At 54.4% G+C, this 25,615-nt stretch carries 21 protein-coding genes; 13 read left to right on the forward strand and 8 right to left on the reverse strand.

Annotated elements, in window-relative coordinates:
• The first annotated feature begins 50 nt into the window (after window positions 1-50).
• The 7 genes from Pr1d_RS05455 to feoB all read left to right on the forward strand — a co-directional run bounded on the left by Pr1d_RS05455 (window position 51) and on the right by feoB (window position 7,824).
• Window positions 51-1,688, forward strand: a complete 1,638-nt coding sequence (locus Pr1d_RS05455; protein ID WP_148072585.1) for a hypothetical protein — start codon at window positions 51-53, stop codon at window positions 1,686-1,688.
• Window positions 1,689-1,876: 188 nt separating this feature from the next.
• On the forward strand, window positions 1,877-3,085 hold the full coding sequence (locus Pr1d_RS05460) for a Re/Si-specific NAD(P)(+) transhydrogenase subunit alpha (protein ID WP_148072586.1): 1,209 nt from the start codon (window positions 1,877-1,879) through the stop codon (window positions 3,083-3,085).
• Between the two features lie 93 nt (window positions 3,086-3,178).
• The gene (locus Pr1d_RS05465) at window positions 3,179-3,448 is read left to right on the forward strand and encodes an NAD(P) transhydrogenase subunit alpha (RefSeq protein ID WP_148072587.1); all 270 of its coding nucleotides are present in this window, start codon (window positions 3,179-3,181) and stop codon (window positions 3,446-3,448) included.
• Between the two features lie 28 nt (window positions 3,449-3,476).
• Window positions 3,477-4,958: an NAD(P)(+) transhydrogenase (Re/Si-specific) subunit beta gene (locus Pr1d_RS05470; protein ID WP_238476642.1), complete on the forward strand. Its 1,482-nt coding sequence runs from the start codon at window positions 3,477-3,479 to the stop codon at window positions 4,956-4,958.
• Window positions 4,959-5,068: 110 nt separating this feature from the next.
• Complete coding sequence (locus tag Pr1d_RS05475; protein WP_168205066.1) at window positions 5,069-5,335, forward strand: FeoA family protein; 267 nt, start codon at window positions 5,069-5,071, stop codon at window positions 5,333-5,335.
• On the forward strand, window positions 5,332-5,559 hold the full coding sequence (locus Pr1d_RS05480) for a FeoA family protein (RefSeq protein WP_148072589.1): 228 nt from the start codon (window positions 5,332-5,334) through the stop codon (window positions 5,557-5,559). The genes Pr1d_RS05475 and Pr1d_RS05480 overlap by 4 nt, the downstream gene beginning before the upstream one ends.
• A 12-nt stretch (window positions 5,560-5,571) precedes the next feature.
• On the forward strand, window positions 5,572-7,824 hold the full coding sequence (feoB, locus tag Pr1d_RS05485) for a ferrous iron transport protein B (RefSeq protein WP_148072590.1): 2,253 nt from the start codon (window positions 5,572-5,574) through the stop codon (window positions 7,822-7,824).
• 870 nt (window positions 7,825-8,694) lie between these two features.
• On the opposite strand, the gene Pr1d_RS05490 is transcribed toward feoB, so the two are convergent.
• The 3 genes from Pr1d_RS05490 to Pr1d_RS05500 form a co-directional block, all read right to left on the reverse strand.
• Window positions 8,695-8,886 carry a hypothetical protein gene (locus tag Pr1d_RS05490; RefSeq protein WP_148072591.1) on the reverse strand — a complete coding sequence of 64 codons (192 nt, stop codon included), beginning with the start codon at window positions 8,884-8,886 and terminating at the stop codon, window positions 8,695-8,697.
• Window positions 8,887-9,079: 193 nt separating this feature from the next.
• A complete protein-coding gene (locus Pr1d_RS05495) occupies window positions 9,080-10,303 on the reverse strand; it encodes an MFS transporter (protein WP_168205067.1) in 1,224 nt (407 codons plus the stop codon).
• Window positions 10,304-10,633: 330 nt separating this feature from the next.
• Window positions 10,634-11,563 carry a hypothetical protein gene (locus Pr1d_RS05500; protein ID WP_148072593.1) on the reverse strand — a complete coding sequence of 310 codons (930 nt, stop codon included), beginning with the start codon at window positions 11,561-11,563 and terminating at the stop codon, window positions 10,634-10,636.
• Window positions 11,564-11,729: 166 nt separating this feature from the next.
• Between Pr1d_RS05500 and mutY the strand changes: the two genes are divergently transcribed.
• Entirely contained in the window at window positions 11,730-12,836 is a 1,107-nt protein-coding gene (gene mutY, locus Pr1d_RS05505) for an A/G-specific adenine glycosylase (protein ID WP_148072594.1), read from the forward strand.
• 25 nt (window positions 12,837-12,861) lie between these two features.
• On the opposite strand, the gene Pr1d_RS05510 is transcribed toward mutY, so the two are convergent.
• Together Pr1d_RS05510 and Pr1d_RS05515 are read right to left on the reverse strand one after the other, a co-directional pair.
• Window positions 12,862-13,263 (reverse strand): hypothetical protein, encoded by a 402-nt coding sequence (locus Pr1d_RS05510; RefSeq protein WP_148072595.1) that lies wholly within the window; start codon window positions 13,261-13,263, stop codon window positions 12,862-12,864.
• A 179-nt stretch (window positions 13,264-13,442) separates the two neighbouring features.
• Window positions 13,443-14,888, reverse strand: a complete 1,446-nt coding sequence (locus tag Pr1d_RS05515; protein WP_148072596.1) for a trypsin-like peptidase domain-containing protein — start codon at window positions 14,886-14,888, stop codon at window positions 13,443-13,445.
• Between the two features lie 445 nt (window positions 14,889-15,333).
• On the opposite strand from Pr1d_RS05515, the gene metG reads away from it, so the two are divergent.
• Window positions 15,334-17,397 (forward strand): methionine--tRNA ligase, encoded by a 2,064-nt coding sequence (gene metG, locus Pr1d_RS05520; RefSeq protein WP_148072597.1) that lies wholly within the window; start codon window positions 15,334-15,336, stop codon window positions 17,395-17,397.
• A 7-nt stretch (window positions 17,398-17,404) separates the two neighbouring features.
• Here the strand turns inward: metG and Pr1d_RS05525 are convergent, their stop codons facing one another.
• From Pr1d_RS05525 to Pr1d_RS05535, 3 genes are all read right to left on the reverse strand, one after another.
• Window positions 17,405-18,970, reverse strand: coding sequence for a carboxypeptidase-like regulatory domain-containing protein (locus Pr1d_RS05525; RefSeq protein WP_148072598.1), 1,566 nt, complete (start codon window positions 18,968-18,970; stop codon window positions 17,405-17,407).
• 143 nt (window positions 18,971-19,113) lie between these two features.
• Window positions 19,114-19,953, reverse strand: coding sequence for an MBL fold metallo-hydrolase (locus Pr1d_RS05530; RefSeq protein WP_148072599.1), 840 nt, complete (start codon window positions 19,951-19,953; stop codon window positions 19,114-19,116).
• Window positions 19,954-20,048: 95 nt separating this feature from the next.
• Window positions 20,049-20,801, reverse strand: a complete 753-nt coding sequence (locus Pr1d_RS05535) for a segregation and condensation protein A (RefSeq protein WP_168205068.1) — start codon at window positions 20,799-20,801, stop codon at window positions 20,049-20,051.
• Window positions 20,802-21,002: 201 nt separating this feature from the next.
• On the opposite strand from Pr1d_RS05535, the gene Pr1d_RS05540 reads away from it, so the two are divergent.
• The 4 genes from Pr1d_RS05540 (at window position 21,003) to Pr1d_RS05555 (ending at window position 25,585) form a co-directional block, all read left to right on the forward strand.
• Window positions 21,003-21,563, forward strand: coding sequence for an HIT family protein (locus Pr1d_RS05540; protein WP_148072601.1), 561 nt, complete (start codon window positions 21,003-21,005; stop codon window positions 21,561-21,563).
• Window positions 21,553-22,656: a dGTP triphosphohydrolase gene (gene dgt, locus Pr1d_RS05545; RefSeq protein ID WP_148072602.1), complete on the forward strand. Its 1,104-nt coding sequence runs from the start codon at window positions 21,553-21,555 to the stop codon at window positions 22,654-22,656. Before Pr1d_RS05540 ends, dgt begins: the two co-directional genes overlap by 11 nt.
• Window positions 22,657-22,841: 185 nt before the next feature.
• Window positions 22,842-23,864: a PIN/TRAM domain-containing protein gene (locus tag Pr1d_RS05550; protein WP_148072603.1), complete on the forward strand. Its 1,023-nt coding sequence runs from the start codon at window positions 22,842-22,844 to the stop codon at window positions 23,862-23,864.
• Window positions 23,865-23,995: 131 nt separating this feature from the next.
• The gene (locus Pr1d_RS05555) at window positions 23,996-25,585 is read left to right on the forward strand and encodes a GH39 family glycosyl hydrolase (RefSeq protein ID WP_148072604.1); all 1,590 of its coding nucleotides are present in this window, start codon (window positions 23,996-23,998) and stop codon (window positions 25,583-25,585) included.
• Window positions 25,586-25,615: the final 30 nt, after the last annotated feature.

A 25,615-nucleotide genomic window follows, 5' to 3' on the forward strand; every position in this document is an offset into this window, starting at 1 on the left:
CGGTTGTTATCTGCTCGGCGAAATGCCGTGCGCCCTAAGGAATCCTGATCATGGCGAAACTGGCTACTTGCCCTGGCTGCACGACTCAACTTGCATTGCCAGAAGAAGCAACGCTCAGCGACGAAGCCCGCTGTCCGCGATGCGGGGATGAGTTTCCCTTGATGGAAGTAGTACAGTTTTCCATTCCAACCGCCGAACTGATTCCAGCCAGTGAGCGAAGCCCTTCGAGTGAGATTGCCGAATGGGCAGCGAAAACCATGGAGCTAGGTCTGGATCAGGATAACCAGTCGGTGGAAGAAACGATTGACGCAGCTGGATCCGGAGATGGCGAAATTGAACCTCCCGCGTCCGAGGTTCCCGATGCCAACCTAACAACGACTCTTTCCGATTGGGAAGCCCGGCTCAAGCGTGCCATCTCCGATACAGAGTCGGCAGAAGCAGATGATCCTGCGAGCGAAAGTGATGACCAGGCGTCATCTGTGGAGCCTCTTCAAACAGAGACGAAGCTGAGTGACACCCTCAAGGATTTCTCATTTCCCCACGAAGATCTTGAGCCTGTTAGCCGCGACGCGCCGCTGAGTCCTGCTCAGCAAAGTGGAGCGCGCGATGCCCCGGAACCATCTTCCGCTTCTTGGGCAGAAGTGGAAGCCGATGAGTTCGAGTTCGATTCGGCCGAGCCGACGGTCAAGACGATGGCGGATTCGACGATTGCCAACTATGCTGTTCCCTCTGAGCCGGAGGTAGAAATCGCCATATCGAACTCGACGGAGCCTCGCAAGAAGAATTCCCGCAGCTTTGTACGTACTCTGCTTAGCGCAAGTTTAGGAGTCATTGGCATACCATTGGGACTCTATGCACTGCTGTGGATCAAGGGCCCAGCGGCCGATGTAGCCCACTTGGCCGACTATCTGCCTAGTTTCATGTTGCCAGCTTCAATGCAATCAACGGTGCCTCACTCGGAACAGAACGCAACCGCGTTGGCTCTTGAGGAATCGGTTCCCTTGCCATCTGGGGATAACCATGCATTGCCACCAATAGTAGCCGACCCTGAAGTCCAGCCCGCTGCGGCAGAAGCACCAGTTTACAATGGACCTCGATTTGAATTGGTTGAAAGCGAAGACTTCAGCCAATTGATGACTGCCGCCGCTCAAGCCGCGCCCGAGTTAACTACTGGAACTCTCGCCGAGGATGCGAACAACAGACGAAAAGGGAATGCCTATATGGCACTCTGCCGGTTGGCCGACAAGTGTTCGTTCATGAATCAACCCGGGCTCTCCGATATGGACGCCGATCATGCTACAGAGGCGCAGGAGTTGCTAGAATCGGTCCTTTCCGATTCCGAAGTTCTGGTGGACTTATCGCATATAGCGGGAACTTGGTGGAAATTCAAGGCGCGCCCTTCGTCAGGAATAGTATTTACGGGACGTGTTGAGCATGTCGAAAATACGCCGATCGGAGCGCTCGCTGAGGTCCAATTGGGAGAAACGGGAGCGGTCGTCCCCGTTCTCGTGGGCGGGCAGGCACCGCACCTTGGCGGCCAAATTGGCGTCGTCGGCAGCATCGTGAATGATCCTTCCTCCAGTATTCCCGCCCTCTCAGAGCTTTCAGAACCTATCGTGGTGGCTCATTTCTCAGTTCCCCTCGCTGGAACTTTCGCCAGCGATGCGTTTCCAACCGAGGCAAATTAGCCGGGTAGAACCACTCCAACCAGATTGGTAGACGTTTTCCCGTTGGCTAAAATGGGAAAGCTACACAGTATGCTACTATTGAGTTCCGGGGATTTATGCCACAATCGGCCAAACCGCAGTGTAAATCGCAAGACCACTGTGGCTGGTAAAGAAACCATTTCACCTAGAAGCCCGCACCTTGAGTCGCCATGAAAGTTGCTGTTCTCCGAGAAACCTGTCCTGGTGAAAATCGTGTAGCGCTAGTTCCTGACCTGCTTCCTCCACTCACAAAGGCGGGATGGCAGGTACTCGTGGAAGCGGGGGCAGGCGTAGCTGCTGGTTTCACCGACTCCGCCTACCAAGCAAAGGGTGCAGAGATCGTAGCCGACCGTCAGGCAGCCTTTGCCCAGACTGATGTGGTTTTGCAGGTTCGCTGCTTGGGGGCGAATCCTGAGGCTGGTCGAGCTGACTTGGATTTAATTCGTCGGGGGCAGGTGCTCATCGGCACTTGCGATCCGCTTGGCAATCCCCAAGCGATTCAAGAACTTGCCGAGCGCGGTGCCGTTCTATTTGCCATGGAGTTGATCCCCCGCATTACGCGGGCGCAGAGTATGGATGTGCTCTCGTCGATGGCTACCATCGCGGGATACAAAGCGGTGATCCAGGCAGCCGACCACTTGCCAAAAATGTTCCCCATGCTCATGACTGCTGCAGGTACATTGGTTGCATCTAAGGTGCTGGTCATTGGTGCCGGTGTGGCGGGACTGCAAGCAATCGCCTCGGCCCGTCGCTTGGGTGCCATTGTGCAAGCCTACGACGTGCGGCCCGTGGTGAAGGAACAAATCGAGAGTTTGGGTGCGAAGTTTGTCGAGCTGAATCTTGATACGGCTGGCTCTGAAGACAAAGGGGGCTATGCCAAAGAACTCAGCGAAGATCAGGTCCGTCGCCAACAGGAGCAACTCGCCGATGTGATCGCTGATTGCGATGTGTGCATCAGCACGGCTGCGATTCCCGGTCGACCCTCCCCCCTGCTGATTACCGAGAACGCAGTCCAGCGGATGCGACCAGGATCGGTGATCGTGGACCTGGCAGCGGAAAGAGGTGGCAACTGCTGTCTTTCGCAAGCAGACCAAACGGTTGTGGAGCATGGCGTGACCATTCTGGGCCCCACGAATCTCCCGGCAGGTGTTCCCCAACATGCCAGCCAGATGTATGCCAAGAACATGGTTACTTTCCTTCTGCTCATGACGAAAGAGGGAGAACTGGAGATTGACCTCAAAGATGAGATTATCCGCGACACACTCGTTGCCAAAGATGGCCAGGTCCAGAACAGTCGCCTCCGCGAGATGCTCGGACAAGAGCCGCTTGTGTTACCCCCAGCCGAACCTCCTGTCGATCATTTAGCAGGCGAATCATAGCGAGTGGGTAGTAAAGATTCTCCGGTCGCAAACGCTTACGGCTCGCCAGTTACTTGCAACCAACCACTGTTCTCTAACTACTGACAACTTCCCATGGATATCATCACTGGACTCACTATCTTTGTTCTCGCCGTCTTTGTTGGCGTCGAAGTTATCACCAAGGTGCCCCCGACACTACACACGCCACTCATGAGTGGATCGAATGCGATTAGTGGCATCACGCTTGTCGGTGCCCTCTTAGCCGGAGAAGGGGTCTTAGGCGGTATACTCGGATTTCTAGCCATCGTATTTGCCACGACCAACGTCATCGGTGGCTTTCTAGTTACCCATCGCATGCTCTCGATGTTCAAGAAGAAGAAATAATCCATTCCCAAGTTAAGGGCGCACCGTAGTGTTTAACATCGTACTGAAACCGATCGTGATTGCTCAGCAATCTCTCGAAGGGCTTGAGAAGCCAGTCGTCGAGGCTGCGGAGAAGGTGGCCCAGGTAGTCTCGTGGCCCCAGTTCTCCAACTTCGGCTACTTGGTCGCCTCGGTGTTGTTCATCCTGGGCATCAAAGGCTTGACCCACCCTCGCACTGCTGTGCGAGGCAATCTGCTTGGTGCTACTGGCATGCTGATTGCTGTCTTAGTCACCCTAGTAGGAGGCCATGTGAGTTGGCCCGTTGCTATCGCTGGCATCGCCGTGGGGACGGCAGCGGGCACTTGGTTTGCCAATACGGTGCAGATGACTCAGATGCCACAGTTGGTGGCCTTGTTCAACGGTTTTGGTGGCATCGCCTCGGTCCTTGTGGCCGGCGCAGAAGTGCTGCGCGAAGCGCCCTCTACGGGAAACGTAGCTGTGGCCGGTCTCGCAGCGGGACTTGCCGGGTTGATTGGCTCGGTAACTTTCACCGGTTCACTTGTCGCCGCAGGTAAGCTGCAAGAGTTGCCCCAATTCAGAAAGCCTTTCAGTTTTCCCGGTCAACAGATTATCAACGCAGTGTTGGTAGCTGTCAGTTTGCTGTTGTGTCTCAACATGATGGACGGCTCTGGTGTTGAATACATCCTGCTTACAATCATTGCCTTGATTTTGGGTGTGTTTCTCGTGACACCCATCGGCGGAGCCGATATGCCTGTGGTGATTGCACTGTTGAATAGCTATTCAGGTTTGGCTGCCTCGGCAGCTGGCTTTGTGATTAACAATAACGTGCTGATCGTGGCGGGGGCACTTGTGGGTGCCTCGGGAATTATTCTTACCAACATCATGTGCAAGGCGATGAACCGATCGCTGCTCAATGTGCTGTTTGCCAAGTTTGAACCCAGCGCCGATGGACCCAGCGATGACGAAGTCTACGCCGGCAAGATCAAGAGCACCTCTCCTGAAGAGGTGGCCATGCTGCTCGACGGTGTCCAACGTGTAGTGGTAGTACCGGGCTACGGCTTGGCCGTCGCCCAGGCGCAACACATTGTTCGTGAGTTGGCCACATTGCTCGAAGCCGAGGGGGTTACGGTCGAATATGCTATCCACCCAGTTGCCGGTCGTATGCCTGGTCACATGAATGTGCTATTGGCCGAAGCCGACGTCCCCTACGACCAACTCAAGGAAATGGACGAGATCAACCCCACGTTCTCTCAATGCGACGTAGCGATTGTGATCGGGGCGAACGACGTCGTGAATCCGGTGGCAAATACGGATCCTTCAAGCCCGATCGCTGGAATGCCGATTCTCAATGTAAGTGATGCACGCACGGTAGTGGTCGTCAAACGAAGTTTGAGTCCCGGTTTTGCTGGCATTCCCAATCCTCTCTTTGCAGCCGACAACTGCTTAATGCTCTTCGGCGATGCCAAGCAGGCGATGATGGACCTCGTGGCGGCCATGAAGGATAGTTGATCAACGGTTCGCTGAAATCGGTCCTGTGGCACCCGTTGCTAGTCCAGAGCATGTCGGCTAGAATCAACTATCAGATATTGATACACAGTCTCACTAGCAGATTTGCTACTATGTCTTCCGCCGAATTCCCAGAAGCAATGATTTCGCTCGCAATGCTGCGCCCCGGACAACAGGCGACAGTTTGTTCAGTAGTCGGCTCCATGGAACTAGTGCGACACCTCAACGAGCTAGGCGTCCATGAAGGTTCATTATTGGAGATGGTGCGTCCTGGTAGCACCTGCATTCTCCGGATCAATGGCACTAAATTGTGCGTTCGTGGCGATGAATTGTTGCGTGTGATAGTAACTCCGTTTTCTACGACAAGGCAGGCGGGATGACGACACTGGCGCAGCTTGGCCGCGGTCAGTCCGCCCAGGTGGTTCAGATCGCCCAAGGGGGTGAACTCGCGCAGCGTCTTCTGGAAATGGGTGTGACGCCGGGCGTCGCGATCCGATTTGTTGGGGCGGCTCCGCTTGGTGATCCCCTGGAGTTTGAGCTTCGCGGTTACCGACTCTGCATGCGTCGCACTGAAGCGGAGCAGATCGAAATCCGCTTGCCATAGTATGATCCCTGCATGTCTACAACTGTCACACGATCGACGCTCCGCATTGCCTTGGTGGGAAACCCCAATACAGGCAAGTCTACGCTCTTCAACGCCCTTGCTGGTATAAATCAGCGGGTGGGTAATTATCCTGGTGTGACGGTCGAGAAGAAAATCGGGCGATTCAAGAACGGTGCTCAGACGTTTGAGGTCATCGATCTCCCCGGTACCTATAGTCTTGCCCCACGTTCCCCCGACGAAATGGTAGCCGTCGATGTCCTGCTGGGACGTGGCAGTGACCAGGCGCCACCTGACATCGTGCTGTCCATCATTGACGCCGCCAACTTGCAGCGCAATCTCTACCTTGTGAGTCAGGTCCTCTCGTGCGAGCTTCCCACGGTGGTGGCTCTCAACATGGTCGACGTCGCTGCGGAACGCGGCATCGAAATGGACGTCGCGGCGCTGTCCGAGCGGCTTGGTGTGCCAGTGATCCCCATTCAAGCGAACCGCGGTCAAGGCCTCGACGAACTCAAGATGGCACTCATCGTGGCTGCCGAGCAGAGTGATCCGCCAGAACACGATCCCTTTCCGGCCGTATTTCGGCAGCACGCCGATCGACTGGCAGACCACCTCAATCAAGATCGAGCGGAGCCCTTGCCGCGATATCTGGTCAGCCGGCTTATCTTGGATGGCAATGGCTATCTCGAACATCACCTGCTTCCCCATGAAACCTCCGCTCAGCAGGAAGAGTTGGCCGCGATCCGCCAGTCGCTGGCCGCCGAGGGTCTTCCCGTGCCGGCGGTCGAAGCCATGTCTCGTTATGATTGGGTTGGCAAGATACTCGACGGCATTGTGCATGTCCCCGACGAGCGACAACTTACTATCAGCGACCGCATCGACCAGGTACTCACGAACAAGCTATGGGGCACGCTGGTCCTGCTGGCGGTGATGGCTCTCTTGTTTTCCTCGATATTCATGTTCGCCGAACCGGCTATGAATTGGGTCGACAACGGTGTGAGTTGGCTTAGCGATCATGTTGGTTCGCTTCTTCCGGAAGGTGCTTTGCGATCACTCGTCGTCGATGGGATCATCGGTGGAGTAGGGGCTGTCGTCATCTTTTTGCCTCAGATTCTTATCTTGTTTGCCTTCATCGCCATCCTCGAGGACTGCGGTTACATGGCTCGTGCAGCATACCTGATGGATCGCCTAATGGCCGGCGTGGGGCTCAGTGGCAGGTCGTTCATTCCTCTGTTGTCCTCATTCGCCTGTGCAGTGCCTGGCATCATGGCCACGCGAGTGATCGAAAATCGTCGCGATCGGTTGGCAACGATTCTCATCGCTCCGCTGATGAGCTGCTCGGCCAGGCTACCTGTTTACGTGATTCTGATTGGAGCATTTGTACCTGCTCATACTTACCTCGGCGGCATTGTCGGTTTGAGGGGACTGACTTTGTTGTCGATGTATCTGGTGGGGATCATTGTGGCAGTGATGGTAGCATGGCTCTTGAAAAAGACTCTGCTTCGCGGTGAGACGCCTCCGTTTGTGTTGGAATTGCCGAGCTATAAACTCCCTTCATTGCGAACCGTGTTTTTCCGCATGGCGGAGCGAGGCTGGGATTTTCTCAAAAGGGCTGGTACCATTATCTTTGCCGTGACGATTGTTGTTTGGGCCTTGGCTTACTATCCTCGCAACGAATCCCAGGTGGCCGAAGCAGTCGCTGCCGAACGTGAGTTGCTGGAAACTCAGTTGGCCACGACTCAGCCCGACACACCCGAGTATGCGGAAACCCTTGATGCACTCGCCGAGTTTGACCAGCCCGAGAACCTCGACCACCTCACAGCAAGTCTGCATCAGCAGCAGAGCTTTCTGGGGCGTGCAGGACAATTCATCGAACCGCTTGTGCGACCCTTGGGTTGGGACTGGCGGATCGGCTGCGCGGCAATTGCTTCGTTCCCAGCCCGCGAGGTGGTCATGGGTGTGCTGGGCGTGATCTACAATCTGGGAAGCGACCTGGACGTCGGGAGCGAGGGAGACCAATCTCGCTTGCAGCAGCGCTTGCAAGCAGCCCGCTGGGACGACACGGGGGAGCGCGTGTATAATTTACCTGTGGCACTTTCACTAATGGTGTTCTTCGCATTGTGTGCTCAATGTGCAGCGACCTTGGCAGTGATCCGCCGAGAAACCAACAGCTGGCGCTGGCCCATCTTTACGTTCACCTACATGACGGTGCTTGCCTACGTAGGGGCGCTGGCCACTTACCAAATCACCAGCCGTATTTGGTTGTAACCATGCAAGATGTCATAGCCATACTGATCTCTCTTGTTGCCGCCACCTACTTGGTGCGCTTAGCTTGGTTGCGGTTTGTCAAAGGGACCTCGTCGGGTTGTGGGACTTGTGGTAGTTGCTCTTCGAGTACGAAGCCCGTCGTTCAGATCGAGGGGCTTCGTTCTACGAAAAGGGAACACTGATTTTCTTAACGCAGAGGCCGCTGAGGCGCAGAGAACTCTGACGAAAACTGCCGAAAACTGCCGACTTCTTATCGTTGGTCATTGGTCATTCTTGATGGCGAGTTCCATTATCGCGATTGGGAAGCGATTCTCTACAAGGATTATTGGGCCAAGGAAGCGCTTCCCTGTTGCCTCGTGAAGCTCGGCAGTGGGGTGCGGCGAAACGGCGGCGGTCGTTTGCAAGCTACGCGGGCTATGTAAAGCTCACGATTTTTTCTCGATCCTGCGCACCGCGGGAGGGGTTATGTCGCCGCACATTTTGTCGAAAACTTTTTCTACAAAACAAAACCCCCCTTCATTTCGCCGGCCCGTTGGGCTTCAACTCGTTAGCCGGTTAAGACTTACGCAAATCACGTTGCTTCGGGCGCGGCGGGGTTTTGAAACCAAAACTCCACGAAACTGGCCGCTACTTGTTCGTTCAAAGCATTGAACTCATTTAGCGCGCAGAACTAGCTCGAACAAACCCGTAAGTCCTTGCGAGCGTTGGTGAGTTCCCAGGACGTATTGCATGCTCCATTATCAAGATACTGGGGAGAAGTTCCACAACTTTTTTTGGCCAGCCGCGATCGTCGGTGACCGGACAAGTCGGTAAAGGGGGGCATTCTGCTTTTCGAATAATCTAGAATGTCCCCATTGTCCTTCCCCATTATTAAACCTGTCCCGTGTTCTTCGCCAAATAGCAAAGAAGACGCGCAAGAAAGTAGTACTGAATTCCTCCTAGAATCATGAATAAGGTTGCGTATCCCACGGTGAATCGCAGTTCGATATCATGAAATAGCGTCGAGACTACTTCATCACCTACTGCCCCAAAGATCAATGACGACGGAAAGTCAATAATCATAAGAAGATTCCATAGCATAACTGACTCAGCACCCTCGACACTTATGATCGCCGCAATCCCAATCACTAAGATTGAATGGAATAGAGTGACAAATGCTGGAATATACTTCATGACACTTGTTTACACCTTTTACCGATGTGAGGAAGATAAGAGGACATTCTGTGTTTTCAAATTAAGTAGAATTCCCCCTTTTTCATTGTTCATCTTGGGGCGTCGCCGGGATAGGGGAGAACGTCAGCATGAAGAGGATTGCTGTCACCAGGCTCATCGCCGCGGGGATGAGCCAGAACGGTACCCACTGGTAGGGAGGCGGTTCTACCCCGTGGGGAGTGAGAAAGACTTGTTGGGTCATGCCCACGGTTAAGGCTCCCAGTAGATGGCCCATTCCCGTGGTGGCGAAGGCATGAAATCCCTGGGCAGCACCCCGGTGCGCGGGATCTCCCAGCTTGTCGACATACATCACTCCGACGATGTAAATCAAGGTATAGCAAGGACCGTGGAGTAAGATCGCTACATAGGTGGGCCATGAGATCTCAAACATGCTACCTATCGCCAGCAGACTATAGCGAAGGGTCCATGCGACGATCCCTAGAGCGAATAGCGTTTTGAATCGCATCCGCGCGAGCAGCAAAGGTGTTGCAAGCAGAAACAACATTTCCGATGTTTGTCCCACGGTCATCAGAGCAGCCGGGCTGGGGAAACCACTGCGGTTGAGAAACAGGTTGGTAAAGTTGTTGTAAGCCATGCTGGGGAGACTTGCCAGAATCGAGAAAAAGAGAAACACCACCAGAGGGCGATTCCCCAAAATGCTCCCTTTGGCGAACATCGCTTCCCGAATTCCGACCACCTTGGTTCCCCAACGTTCGGGAGGCGTAGCTGGAAGCGTTAATGCCAATAAGGCCATCAAGACGTGAGCGCACGCGCCGAGTAGTAGCGGCGTGCGGGAGGACTCGATTGATTCTCCCGTGATCATCGGCCACGCGAGACCCACGAACAGTCCAGCCATGATCCAACCCAGAGTCCCACAGCTACGCACAATGGGATACTCAGCATCGCGCCGCTTCAAATGCCGTAGTCCAATCTTATTCGTCAAGGTGACGGCAGGAATAAAGCCGTGGTAGTACGCCAGCAGCAAGCAGAAGAAGACCAGTTCACTCTGTGTCTGGTACATACCCCAAACAGAAATAGCACAGGTCAGGTTGGCTGCAGTCAAAAGATACTGGGCCGAGACATAACGATCGCTGACAAAGCCAATCAATACCGGGGCCACTATGCTGCCAAGGGCTCCCGCCGCGGTACTAAAGCCGACGAAGCCAGACGAGAAGATACCTGTGCCTTGACTTCCGGTATTCGCGGCCAAGTACGTTCCAACAGTTACCCCCCACAATCCCAGGGTAAGGTGCTGAAAAAACATCATGGCCGACATCCTCACAAGCATCGACATGCTGGAGGAGTTGGCGTTTGGGGCAATGCGAGGCAAGTGGCTCAGGCTCTGTGTGGCGGTGGATTAGTTCGTCGAGAGACTACCGGACTTCTTTTCTTGAAGCAATGCCTCTGCGAACATTGCACCAAAACTAGGTGGAATTGTGGGTGTACTCGTAGCGGAACTCGTCAAGAATTGTGAGCCTCTATACACTGCGACGAAAGTCTTAATGACTTCCGCTATGGCAGGTACGAATTCATTTGCCGATCGCTAAAGGGTATGTCCTTACACTTGCTGGGCTTGCCACACTAATATCGTGATGGTTCAACCGAGAGGAATAAATGATCCCCTAGCTGATAAGTGCCCACCGCGCCAACCGAGAAAACTGGCCAGGAACATGCCGACTAGAGTGAGTCCTTGAGGCTCAGGAACAGTTGTCGTCACGCTCACGAGTGGCTGGCCATAGTTGGCTTGCCAATCTGTGAGGTTTCCAATCCCTGGGTTGCGCTGCCAGACGAGGAAATCGTTGCCGTCGACGTCTCCGTCGGAATCGAAATCTCCAGGAATACCTGGGTTGATTTCGACGCGCCAGTTGTCAACGCCGTGCGTCGTTGTCACTATGCCGGGAACTCCCGAGGCATTGGTGTTTCCCAGGGCATAGCCAAATTTCAGCGGGTTGCCGGTGGCGGAAAAGTTCGGATTATTTCCATCGGGAGATTGTCCCAATGCGCCGGCCAAGGGATTGGTATCAAAGTTGGCTTGGGTGAGGTTTGTCCAACTGAAATCATTCCAGAAGGGGTTCTGAGAAAAAGCGCCGAGAGGGTAGGAATAGTAGACGGTACCGGCTTGCTCAACGATGAGTTGCCAGGCGGTACTCCCTGCGCCAGGGTGTTGCAAATCGATGGTGAAGTCGATGCTTTGGATCGGCCCGCTGGCAACAGGCACATAAATAGCGGAGTTCATCAGACCGCGAGAATAGATCGTATCTCCATAGGCGATGTTGTGTGTTGACGCCCGGTAGGCTCCGGGATTTCCGGCGTTGTCAGCTCGGAATGTCGACGCGGTTGAAGTTCCCGGTCCGGTACCTGGGATTTGAGGGTCGTCAAATACAATGTCGGTGTACTGCCAATTGCTATCGAGAAAGTTTCCGTCAAAAAAGATTTCTCCACTCGCCTTGCCAGGGAGCAGCGTGAATGCGAGGGAAAGAACGCAGAGATTGCAATACAAGACTTTAATAGAGCGAAGAGAATTCATTTGTGGGTCCTCGTCGTCTGAATTGAGAATGACACCCTCCATTCCGTTGCGGCGTCTTTTCCACATCTAATCCTAAATGGGGAAGGCATCAAAGTAAACAAAATGGTGTCAAATGCTGGTGTTTCCGCTATGCTAGAGGAACCTGAGAAACAAGTGGACGATTTTCATGGCAACGGACTGCATCTCACCGATACTCGACTCGAAATGCAAACAGGCATTTCGCCGTCGGCTGCTGGCGTGGTATGCCAAGCATGAGCGTGATCTCCCCTGGCGCAAGTCTCAAGATCCCTATCGAGTTTGGATCAGTGAGGTGATGCTTCAGCAGACGCAGGTGGAGACCGTCAAACCCTATTTTCTGCGTTTTCTCAAAGCCTTTCCAACAGTCAAAAACCTTGCGGCGGCGGAGGAATCGCAGGTGCTGCGGTTGTGGGAAGGGCTGGGTTATTATCGACGTGCTCGGGGGCTGCATGCGGCCGCAAAGAAAATCGTTGCCGAACACGGAGGACAGTTTCCTCGAGACGTCGCCACCTTGCAGACTTTGCCGGGGATTGGGCGGTACACGGCGGGGGCCATTGCTTCGATTGCCTTCAACCAACGGGCACCGATTCTCGAAGCGAACACGATTCGGTTGCTTGCGAGACTCTTGGCTTATCCGGACGACCCCACGAAGTCGGTGGGGCAACGCTTGCTCTGGGCCATGGCCGAGGAAATCCTGCCGCGTCGCGATGTTGCTCGTTTTAATCAGGCGCTGATGGAACTGGGCTCATTGGTTTGCACGCCGACCCAGCCAAAGTGCGATGCGTGTCCCGTTGCGCGGAATTGCGCAGCATTCCAAGAGGGTTTGCAAAACGAGATACCTCGCGCCTCAGTCAAAATGAAATTTACCGATGTTCGAGAGGCAGTGGTGGTTGTTCGCAAGAATGGCAAGGTAATTATGCGACAATGCGGACCAGACGAGCGCTGGGCGGGACTATGGGATTTTCCTCGGTTTGGGATCGAGAGCGAGGGGCCACTGTTCGTTGAAGAGGAATTGGTAGCAAAGGTCCGCGACCAGACCGGGATCACTGCCAAACCGGGAAGCCTTTTGACAACGATCAAGCACGGAGTGACACGCTACCGTATCACGCTCGACTGCTACACCGCTCAATACAAGTCAGGTCGCCTGAAAGGGGCGATGCGGTGGATTCGCCCTGCGGAACTTGCTGAATTGCCACTCAGCACCACGGGGCGAAAGTTGGCGAATCGGATCATCCAGAGCGCATCCGGAAATTGAGTGCTGAAGTCGCGAGTTTCTTCAATCAAGTGAGGGCGGGTTCTTCGACCTCGGCATTGCCCTCGTCCTTTACTTGAGCCAACTGAGCGCGAAACGCCTCAATGCCGGCTAGCACGTTTTCTTCGTCGACCGGCGGTTTCGAGTCCGTGGCGGTCTCAGCCGATTCTGTTTGTGGAGTGGGTGCCGATATGGGGGCGACCGAATCAGCTGGATTCACTGGAGTTTCAGAAGATGCAGTTTCAACCTTTACAGCCGGGGTTGGAGCATCTTCTGATACAATTTTTGGCTTGGCCACCGGCACAGACACTGGCAGTGGTTCTACTGTTCTATTGCCGATCGTCGGTTCCATTGCTCGACGCAAATACACAGCCAAGCCGTAACCCAATGCGATATTAATCAGCGAAATGAATGCAACAAGCAGTCCCATAAGACCATTCCCCTTCGGCAGCACGTAGTACAAGGAATAAGTGCCGAACTTGAGTAGTCAGCACGATATTGTAAGCGTACGTTGCCCAGTGGACGCATTGTGGTCCGAGAGAGAATGGTTGATTCCCAAAGTCCCCCTACTTGCAACGGCTATACCGATGGTGCGGGGTCTGTCGGTGATTAGCGTAGCAATTGCCCCGCCGCAGCCGTAGCTGGTGATGGCCTCGATTCGGCGGCTTGTTCTCTGGCGAGTGACTCTACAAACTGCGGCGATACATTGCCGAGCGTGATGACCTCGCTTTTGCCAGTGGGGTCCTTGGGACGAATGATGCAGATCACTTCGGAATCACAACCTCGCCGCTTGATTTCTGCGAGAGCTGCCTGCTCCGACGGATTGAGAGTCGAGGTCGCTGGCGCGACGCGGCTCTCAAAGCCGGGAAACGCTGCGGCCACATCCTCCGCAGATACTTGCTCGGCCGCATCCTGACCACGCACCGAGAGTGGCTCAGGGATTGCTGCACTGGCTAGCGAGGCCTGTGGTCCGCTGGCAGTAGGTGTGACTGGTGGTGTTTCGTAGACCATGGCCAAATTCATGCTATCGAGCTTTGCGTGGATCGAAGGAAGCGAGGCGTAGAGGCCCTCCTTGCCTTTTGGATCAGCGGCAAAGCAGACACCGATGAGCTGTCCAGCAGAATTGAATAATCCTCCGCCGCTGCGACCCTCAATCGGTGCTCCTGCTACTTCTACATTGGGAGCTCCCTGATAGCGGTCCACTGCTGTGATCTGAGAGGAGACGACCGTGGGGTTCGCCCCTTGGTTGCAACCCACCGTGTTCACGGGCATTCCTGGTGCTAACGCCGTATTGGTCGGTGCAATCCGTTGTGCTTGGACCGGGGTCGTCGGCCGAATGATCACCAAGGCCAGATCGCGCTCCAGGTCGTAGTCCATCAATTGGCCAGGTACCGATTCTCGCACTTGTGCCCCTGCGGATGTTGCAGAAAAGAGTGTGACATTGATCGGGCCTTTGCCTTCGGAATCGCGGAAGATATGTCCGCAAGTTAGCACCAAAGCTGCGCCTCCTTGGGCATCGACAATTGTGCCCGTTCCTGCCGACTTGCCATCGGCATCTTCGACGGAGAGTTTCACGGATGCTTCCAATAGCTGTGCGGCATTGGCCGAAGAACCACGTGGCGCAGCATTCTGACTAGTTGGAAGGTTACCTGGCGACGATTGTGGTGCCGCAGAAACCTGTGCAGATGCTGGCACGATGCCGGACGGTGCGGCCTCACTTTGCTTGGCCGTCGCGAGCATTTCTACCAATTGTTCGTAAGAGCCCGGTCCTGTCATGCGGGCCACTTCGCGGTCGTCGGTGACGACAACGAAAGTCGGCACGACATCGACGCCATATTTGTTAGCCATCTCCGGCTCGCGGCCGATGTCGACGTGGCGCACTGGATAGCCAGCGGCAGAGAGTCGCTCAATGGTCGGGCGCATTTGTTGACAGGGCCCGCAAGTTGCTGAACTAAAATCCAGCAGGTGTGTCTCAGCTTGACATACACCAAGTGAGAGAAGAGTGCCTAGCACGAAACTGCCGGCAAAGGAAAAGCAAATTCTCATCGTGACCATCGGTTCCCTCCATGGATACCCGGTCTATCGGATTCGTAACATCCCACTAGCACATCAGACAAGGGTTCTTGCCATACGTTCCTCGCCGGGAGATCCTTCTCCACTGGCGACGATCCGCGCTGGAGGATCATCAATTTAGTTCGAATCTGGCTTGCATACCGATCGAACGATCTAGTTCCGTTTGAACGAGGGGGATAATTACCTGATGAGAAGTAAATCTTACAAGGGCAACTCGCAGGCTGGCATCTACCGTGGCGGTACTAAGCCGTTGTTTCCGCGAGAAACACTCCAGACAGCAGTGCTGCCACGCTGTCATAACCACTCGAACATCTCTCACTTGGTGCACACAGCGTGCCAAATACTAACTTGCGCCCTCCCACCATAGAAAATCTCCCGTTACAATGAGCCGACAATCAATCACCCTGCACTGCTAGCACAATCCACGATGTCCAAACGCCGACTTTTAGTTACCTCTGCTCTGCCGTACGTGAATGGCCACATTCACCTGGGTTACATGCTCGAAGCGGTGCAGACAGACATCTGGGTTCGTTTTCAGAAACTCCGCGGCAATGAGTGCCTCTACGTTTGTGCCGACGACACCCACGGCACGGCTACGATGATCCGCGCTCGGGAGGAAGGCCGCAGCGAAGCGGAACTCATCGCCGATATGCAGGCAGCCCACGTAGCTGATCTGAAAGATTTCGGCATTTCCTTCGACAATTTCGGTAGCACCAACGACCCCGAGAATGAGCGTTACTGCCAGTCGATGTGGCAATCGATTCGCGATGCCGGACTAGTCAAGGAAAAAGATGTCGAGCAATTGTTTGATCCCGTGGCAGGGACCTTTCTGGCCGACCGGTTTGTCCGGGGAACTTGTCCCAAATGCGGCGCGACTGATCAGCCAGGGGACAACTGCTCCAAGTGCGGCACGACCTACAGTCCTGCGGATTTGATCAATCCCCAAAGCACGCTCAGCGGTGCGACTCCTGAAACCCGCTCGGCCAAACATTTGTTCATTGAGCTAGAGCAATTGCACGACTTCCTGGAGACGTGGTCCCAGAGTGGCAAGCATCTTCAGCCGGAAATCGCCAACTACTTGCAGGGTCATTTTCTGGGTGAACCTCTGCGAGATTGGGATATTTCACGCCCTGCTCCCTACTTCGGTTTTGAGATCCCCGACTATCCAGGCAACTATTGGTATGTGTGGTTCGACGCCCCCATTGGCTACATGGCTTCCACGCAGCAATGGTGCGACCAGAACGGCGGTAACTTCGACGACTGGTGGAAGTCACCTGACACCGAGATCCACCACTTCATCGGCAAGGACATCACTTACTTTCACACCTTGTTCTGGCCCGGGATGCTTAAGACGGCAGGCTACAACCTGCCGACCAAGGTGCATATCCATGGATTTCTCACTGTCGATGGCGAGAAGATGTCCAAGAGTAAGGGGACGTTCGTCAACGCCCGGACTTACCTCAATCACCTGGACCCGAGTTATCTGCGGTACTTCTATGCGGCGAAACTCAACGACCACGTTGATGATCTCGATCTGGCACTTGACGAGTTCATTGCCAAAGTAAATACCGACCTAGTAGGAAAAGTGGTGAACCTTGCCAGCCGCACCGCCAAATTTGTCGAAAAGACGGGTCTTTCGAAGGAGTATCCAGGTGACGGTGGACTCTTTGCCTTTGCAGCAAATCTTGGCGAAGAAATTGCCGAGGCCTACGAGAATTGCGATTACAGCCGTGCAATGCGGTTGGTGATGAGTTTAGCCGACCGAGCCAACCCATTCGTCGAAGAAAACAAGCCGTGGGAGCTTCGCAAAGACCCCGAGTCAGCTGCACGCCTTCAAGATGTCTGCACGATCGCCCTGAATCTGTTTCGTCAAATCGCAATCTACCTCGCCCCCGTGTTGCCACGCTTAGCCGAGCAAACGGGCGAACTGCTTAACAATGAAATTACTTCGTGGGACCAGGCGCAAACCCCATTGGTAGGTACTCCAGTTGCCAAGTTCCAACACATGCTCAAACGAATTGAAGAAAAGGATGTACAAGCCATGATCGAAGAATCCAAAATTGCCGCCGACGAGGTCGCTGCTGCGGCCGGCGACACGAGTACGGAAAATGGGGATCGCTGGAACGACTCCGCCGAACCCCTCACTGCTGAACCCCTCGCACCAGAATGCTCTTTTGATGAATTCACCAAAGTCGACCTCCGCGTGGCTCGCGTCGTCGAAGCCGAGGCCGTTCCCGAGGCTCGTAAGCTCTTAAAGCTCAAGCTTAGCCTCGGCGGCGGCGAGTATCGCCAGGTCTTTGCTGGCATTAAATCTGCCTACGAACCAGAAAAATTGGTTGGGCGCCTGGTCGTGATGGTCGCCAATCTGGCACCGCGCCAAATGTCCTTTGGGTTGAGCGAAGGCATGGTTATCGCCAGCGGTCCAGGCGGGTCAGACGTGTTTGTACTTTCGCCAGACGAGGGCGCAGTGCCGGGGCAGCGGGTGCATTAGGGCGAGTTTATTCCTCTTCGACTTCCGAAACGACAATCTCGATCGCTCCTAAGTCTACCGGTTTGTCCGCAGGCACGGTGATGGCTTCCACTTTCGCTCCGTAAAGCCATTGGGTCTCATTGCCATCGATCGGTACCGACTTGATTGTGGCCAGCAATCGGTAGCTTCCCGGCGGAATGTTGCTCAGCTGAAAGTGCCCCTTCTCGTCGAGAGCCTCCACGTAGCTCAGCGGGGGGAGCTGGGTTCCTGTCAATTGGGCAGAAGTTCCTAAATCCAACGACTGCCCCCAACCTCCTAAGACATTCTTGAGAAGGTTGCCAAGCGAAGATTCCTTCTCTAGCGTTACCATGCCGCATGAAATCGTAAATTTGTCACCGTCGCTTCCTACTGCGGAAAGCTGGCCTGAGATCTTCGATCCCCGGCGATCAATCTGTAAACGCGTAGTTTGGCCAGCAGCGAGAGTTACCTGCTCTTCGACTGATAGTTCACTCATGGGAGTTTCTTGGCCAGAGCACCACGCAATGGTACGACCGAGTATTGCCGGAGCGGCAATCACCCGGTCCCAAGCATAGCGCCCCTCGTGGTCGGTCCTGGTCGAGTAGTTCCAGTCGACAAATTGGTAACTGCTGTTGCTGTCGGGGAACATTTGCAGCAATACCTTTTCGTCAGAAAGGGGCTGGTTGCCTTGGGAAATGCTGCCTTCGAGTTTCGCCCATTCCTTCAGTCGAATGTCGACGGGCTCATTCTTAGCAAAGCGTATCGGTGTTGCCGTCGCCCAGCCTTCATCAGCCAGGCAAACCACGGAAAACTCTTGCTTCTGAATGGGAAATTCGTAGCGACCTTTCTCGTCGGTTGTTACCGAAACATGGTCGGAATCTTGTACGGCTCGACCATTCTCTATCACGAACTTCTCGTCACCAAACACGAGATATAACTGTGCCTGACTAACCGCTTTGCCGTGGGCATCGGTGACGATCCCCTGGGGTGGCAGCAGGTCTTCAAGGACTTCCACATGGTCCAGGCTGCTCAACTCCGTGCTGGCAACCCGCCGTTTTCCAAAGCCAGGGTCGCTAAAGAAATCGGGATGCGTGAGTTGAAGGCGTAGATCGAATGGCTCTTGCGTAGCAATATCTGCCTGCCATTTCCCGTCTTCATCCGTTGTCGCGATCTGACCACTGATTGCCGGGACGACTTCACCCGCTTTGCCAACTCGACTCGATACTTGCAGTGCAGCCACTCCAACTCCTGCAATGGGCTCACCTCGCTCGGTATGTACCAACCCCCCAATAGGCAAGCCCTTTTGCATGCGAATGGTAAGATCAGTAGGCAGCTGCTCGCCATACCAATGAACTTCTACCGGGACAGAATGTGCAGCATGGACTGTTAGGTGCAGGGATATATCTGCTCCTTCCGGAAGCTCCAATATGCCTTTCCCCTGAGAGTCGAGTTTCAAGGGAACTTCTGCGCCCGTCATGGCTACCAGAACCTTGGCATCTGGCAATGACTTGCCAACTTTATCGAGAACGATGATCTCCATTGACCGGACTTCGCCTGCGCCATGAGCTCGATTCATGGCGCAAGAAATCCCCCAGAAACTGAGGAGCAAACATTTGATAGCTAGACTGACAAACACTGAAAAAGGTATCTCACAAGGTCCTCGCGAGCCTACAACTATTGTAGATGATCCAAGATAGCTGCTCAATCAGCAACAAAGGCTCACAGCCACAGCTTCAACCGACCATCGAGCATGTCGGGCAGGGCACGTTCCACGTGACGATGAACTGCGTTGCTGTGATATCGTGTACTCAAGTGGGAAGCAATAATCAGTTCGTTCTGGAAACGCTCTCGCCGCTCGACAAAATCGTCCAAATGCATGTGGCCGAACTTGTGAATCCGTTCTTTGCGATGCTCAGGCGAAACGAAGGTCATCTCGCAGATCAGGATTTTGGCGTCGTACATCGCCGGGCAATTGTCGAGGCCTTGTGGGGTCGTGTCACCCAGATATCCAACCAGCGGCCGACGCTGTTCTTCGGTGACTTCTTGACCGCTAAGTCGAATATCGCGGATTTGTTCACCGGCCATTCCCTGGTATTCAGCTTTGAGTTTGTGCCGCCGGTCCCACACGAGATAGCCTAGCGAAGGGACCGTGTGCTTTGTGGCCGAGACGGTCACAACCAACTCGCGACTGAGCTCGATTTCATCTCCGGGCTGAGCAGGAAGCAATTCGCAAGGCATCCGCCCCCGATCAAGCCGAGTGTACTGCCGCATGATCCGTTGCATCGGATCAATGGTTTCGGGCGGCATGTAAATGCGTGGCGGCTCCATCTTCATCATGCGTCGCCGAGCCACATACACTGGCAACGCCGCGATGTGGTCCAGATGCCCATGCGATACAAACCAAGTCTCAGTCCCCATAAACGACCACGGCTGGGCACCCAGGTCGAAGCCGATCTTCAGTTCCGGAACTCGCCAATAGGTCTGCACGGCGGCACGAGAATAGCCCTCGATCGTGAGTCCGTCGTGGACAAGTGTTTGTACGGGGGCGTTTTCGATCATGGAGGGATTCGTTGCAGGATACGGTTCAGAATCCCCCATGTTAAACGGGCAAGTTGATTCGGGAAAGGTGGCAGCAAATCGGGCATGGCAGTGCCCTACGCTGCCGCCTGAGTCACTTCCGTATCGCCCGCTTTAGCAGATATCCAGATTTCGCTGAACAGATCTTGTTGTGCGACCTGGATGTTGTGATGACGAATAAGCTCCAACACAGCCAGAAAGATGCCGATCAATTGCGAGCGGATCATGTCGGCGTGGAAGAGACTTGTGAAGGCGATGTTCGGCTCGATCGTCAATCGTTCTCGAATGCGGTCCATGTAGACTTCGATCGGGGTGTCGTCATACCGAATCGCTGAAGGCTTTGTGACCGCGTTGTCTCGTACCACTCGGGCGAAAGCACTGACGAGGTCCCACATCTCGACTTCGTGAATTGGCTGCTCTGCTGGATCGACTCCACCTGTGGACAAGTCGTTCGCGCGTCGGGCAAACCGCCGCTGCCAGAGTTGGCCGCGCTCGGCCAGCATACTGGCGGCATCCTTGTACTTCTTGTACTCCAGCAGACGTTGCACGATGTCTTGCCGGGGATCTTCGACTTCGCTTTCCTCCTTTTCTTCCTCCTCGTGCCGGGGCAAGATCATCCGCGATTTGATTTCCATGAGCCGGGTCGCCAACTCCAGGAAATCGCCAACCGCATTGACGTCGATCTGCTCCAGCACGGTTATCATTTCCAGATACTGCTCGGTGACCCGGGCAATTGGAATGTCCATGATGTCCAGTTCTTGCTTGCGCACGAGATACCACAAGAGGTCCATCGGACCAGCAAACAAGTCGAGCTGAACGCGAAATCGCATGAAATGCCTATAATGGTCAGAGGTGGAGAGGGCCGGGATTATGGCGATTCCTGCCATGGGGCACCAGTCCACGTTGGCTAGGTTTGTTGAGCCGGTCTTGCTGCCAGCAGTGTGAGGGCCTAAATTCCTCGAAAGAAACGTGTTTTAAACAAACCGGTCGCTAGCGCGATGCGGCTGAATGAAGTACTAAGCGACAACAAAATGGACGAGCAGCGAATCTGGGCACCTTGGAGAATAGGCTATGTGGCCGGCAGCGATGCTACCCAAGAGCCGCAGCTGGCTCCTCAACAGTGGCAGCCAAGTTCGGAGGAGACTTGCTTTCTCTGTCGGGCGGCGGCAACGTACGCCGACCAAGTAGCGGCTGATCGGAAGAATCTGGTCGTTACGCGAGGTACGGGTATTCTGACGATGCTGAATCGCTACCCGTACACCAATGGCCACTTGCTGGTTGCTCCCTTGCGGCATGTAGGTCAGTTGCACTCCCTCACGTCCGAAGAACATCTGGCTGCAATGGATGCCCTCTCTACGTTCACCAAGATACTTAGCACACAACTCTCTGCTGAAGGATTCAATGTGGGGCTCAATCTGGGCCGGGTGGCGGGGGCGGGGGTTCCTGGCCATTTGCATTGGCATCTCGTACCTCGCTGGTCGGGCGACAACAATTTCATGTCCACAGTAGCAGGCACGCGTGTGATACCGCAGTCCCTCGAAGCGGTATGGGAAGTCTTGAGCGGGGCAAGTGAGGCCAACGATGAATCGTGAAGCTGCTCTGTTGGCACCCTACGCAATGCACAGCGAAAACTCCGCAGGGCGGGCGCACCCGGAGCAGGCGCACCCGTATCGCAGTCCCTTCCAGCGGGACCGAGATCGCATCGTGCATTCGAGCGCATTCCGTCGGTTAGCCCATAAGACACAAGTCTTCACCGGCGAATTGGGCGACTACCACCGCTCGCGACTTACCCACACGCTGGAAGTCGCGTCGATTGCACGCACCATCGGTCGCGTGTTGCGGCTCAACGAAGACTTGATCGAGGCACTTGCTTTGATGCACGACATCGGTCATCCCCCTTTCGGCCATGCAGGTGAAAAGATCCTTGACGAGTGTTGTCACGACTGTGGTGGTTTTAACCACAATCAACATGCGGTGCGGATCGTCACGCTGCTGGAGAATCGCTATCCCGAGTTTGCAGGACTGAATCTCACCGAGGAAGTACTTTCTGGTCAGCAAGTTCGCGCTGAGAAGCATGCCGTACAGGGGGCTGACGCCCCCCGCTCGCCTGGACCGTTGTTGGAAGTGCAGGTCGTCGATGCCGCCGATAGTATTGCTTACGACACGCACGATGCAGATGACGCCCTAGAGTTGGGGCTCTTGGATTTCGAGGATCTGCTCTCAGTTCCTTTGTGGCAAGAGGCTGCTGAGGGAGTTCGCGTTCGCTATTCAAACCTAGAGCCTGAGGCCTTCCGCCGCACGGTCATTCACCATCTGATCGAGACGCTGGTGAGCGATCTGGTCGAAACAACTCGTGTGCGACTTTCCCAGGTCACGTCCCTGAAAGATGCCGTGAACTATGGACCGTGTCTGGTTGCTCCTTCGGCAGAAGTTGCCGCCAAGAAAAGCGAACTCGAGTCCTTTCTGTTTGAGCACGTATATCGTCATCCCAATGTCCTGGCCGAACGGGCAGTCGCCGCCGAGTCGGTCCGCGCTTTGTTCAACCGCTATAGTCACGACCCAGATTCACTCCCAGACCGATTCAAGGCAAGGGTCTCCTCAGATGGAGCCAGTCGCTCCACTTGCGACTATCTGGCCAGCATGACCGACCGGTTTGCACTAAGCAGTTTTCGAGAGATGCAATAGGCTTGAATGGGTGGATTTAAGGATTAGGGGATTAGGTGGGATGTCGCTCGGTACCTATTTACCTTGTTCCTGAGAGGGCTGACTCGCCAACTTCTGCTTGATAGAATGGAGAGATCCTATCTGGTGCCTAGTCGTTAACTGATACGGTGCCGACCCAACCATTCATCTCCCATTGTATGAATTCTATGGCTCTACTGATCTTGCGCTGTTTGTTCCTGATGTTGGCTATCACATTGGGGTTTCAACTGCTGCAGACCGATTCGCTCAGAAGTGAGAATGCTTGGCTTCCCTGGTTGGCATTCCTGGGAGTCCTCTTTGTCGCGATTGGAGTTCTCGTTGCTGACGCACGTATTCGGCGCAAGCAGCTTGACACGATCACGGCGGTTTATTTCGGGATGATTATTGGCTTGTTCCTGACCTACGTCTTGCAAATCGCACTGCAACCCCTCCTGCCTACAGAACCAGAATGGTTGCCCGACTGGATCAGGTTGGCGCTTGCCACTATCGTCTGCTATTCATGCATTAGTGTGCTGCTGCAAACCAAGGATGACTTTCGCTTTATTATTCCCTATGTCGAGTTTGCCAAGGAGATCAAGGGTCTCAAACCCTATGTGCTCGATACTAGTGTCGTGATTGATGGCCGCATCGCCGATGTGGTCGAGACCCACGTGATCGACAATCAGTTGATCATGCCCCAGTTCGTGGTGGCGGAATTGCAAGCGATCGCCGATTCGAGCGACCGGCTCCGACGCGCACGTGGCCGCCGCGGATTGGATATCCTCAATCGCCTGCGCTCCGATCCCAAAGTCGACCTGCAAATTTTCGACCGTGAACTCCCCCAGTTTGCCGGCCAAACGGTTGACCAGAAATTAGTGCTTCTGGCGAAGCATCTTGAAGGAAAGGTGGTCACCAACGATTACAATCTCAACAAGGTAGCCAAGCTCCACTCCGTCGGCGTGATTAATCTCAACGACCTCTCCAACGCCCTCAAGCCGATATTCCTACCAGGAGAACAACTCGAAGTGCGTGTCATCAAAGTGGGAGAAGAGGCCGGCCAAGGGGTTGGCTATCTGGAAGACGGCACGATGGTTGTTATCGAAGGTGGCCGCGAATACGTCGGCCAGAATGTAGGCGTGAATGTCACCAGCGTTCTGCAAACAAGCGCCGGCCGGATGATTTTTGGTAAGTATGAGAATCACTCTGGGTAAGTTAATACCGTCAGTCCCGCTCAGATGAGAATCCTGAGTATTGACGAATCATCTGTCCCCCACCGGTGTCTGAAAGTAGTGGGCTATCGTATAACAAAGTTGTAGGGTGCAAATCGCAAAAGTGTGTAAGTATGAATCGAATACTTAAATCTGTGCATTGTTTGGTTGCCGCCGTTTGTCTTCATCATTCTACGGTGGTCGCTGGCGAAGCTTCGCAGGCCACCAACTCGGAAGTCACGATCGTCATCGATACCGATGCGGAGGCAGGACCACTTTACAATTTCTGGAATGTCTACCCGGTGACCGTGCAGGCCCCATTCAAGGATGACGAGAAGCATAGTCAGCTTCGGCAGACTTGTCGGTTCGCCAAGTACATCAACTGTGTGCGTTTCCTGGGAGGTATCAAGCAAGAAAAGGATGACTACTTCAGGGGTGTTGACGCAGACGGCAACGCGATCTGCGACTTTAGCGAAGCCATCGAGCTCCTCTCGGGCATCAGAAGATGCGGCTTCACACCCTGGATCGTGCTCGACAACGTCCCTGCCGCGATGTGCGAAAATCCTACCATGAACATGTACGGCAACACGGAACCTCCGGCAGACTTCAGGGTATGGTCGAGCTACGTGCGACAGCTTGTTCGGGCTCTTGTCGAAGAGTTTGGACTCGACGAAGTGAGTCAATGGCGGTTCCGCGTGGGAACGGAGCCCGACCTCAAGCCGGGGCATTGGTCCGGCACAAAGGAACAGTACCTTGCACATTACGATCACACCGTAGCGGCCGTCCTCGAGGTGATCCCTGAGGCCGACATTGGCCCGGGCAACATCGTCGATCCAGCGAAGAAGAGGAAATGGCATGCCTGGGGTATGGAGATTATTGACCATTGTGCCACCGGGCGCAATTATGCAACAGGCGAAATAGGCACTCCGATGAAGTTCTTCGCTACTTCCTACTACACAGATGTGGGCACTTCCGACGAACGGTTCGATAGGTTGGTCAGCATGGTTCGTGAGAAGCTCTCTCAGTACCCCCAATTCGAGAAACTTCCTGTCGAGATCCAGGAGTTCGCCATTCTGAGTGAGAATGGAAAGTGGATCGTGGGCGAAGGAACAGAGTGGGGAGGCTCGTGGATGGCACACATTGCCAACAAGATATACAAGAATCGCGTCCCCAGGGCCTTCCAGTGGGAATGGAATACCACCAAAGGAGGTGGCATCCCCATACCACTAACCAACGTAACGGAGATGCTCGACAATAGGGTCGGTGACACGAGGCTGTCAGTGCAGTCGTCTCAAGAGAGTGAAATTGACGACATAGGGTGCATCGCCACTAAAAACGGCGAGTCTATCGACCTTATCATCTACCGTCACTTGGCCACGCGAGATGATGGCAAGCCACAGAAAGTGCAACTTACTCTCCAGGGAGAACTGATCGCGGGTAGAAACTGGCGCATAACACAGGGCAGTATCATCAACAGCCAACATTCCGGTTTCATTCGTCAACAACAAAGCGACATCAAAAAAGCATTCGAGAAGGAGCCTGAAGATTCAGACATCTTTGCGGTCGCGGCTGGAGTCATGATATCCAATCGAGAAAAATACTTGAGCATGAGCAAACTCAGCCTGCTCGAGACTCTCCCGGAACTTCTCGTGGAAGATTCCGGAAACATTTATTTTGAATTAGAACTCGAAGGCCACAGCGTAATCAAGTTGCACTTGGAATGACGGAGCAATAGACCCGTGCCGCCAAATCTA

The sequence above is a fragment of the Bythopirellula goksoeyrii genome, assembly GCF_008065115.1.
Classification (GTDB): domain Bacteria; phylum Planctomycetota; class Planctomycetia; order Pirellulales; family Lacipirellulaceae; genus Bythopirellula; species Bythopirellula goksoeyrii.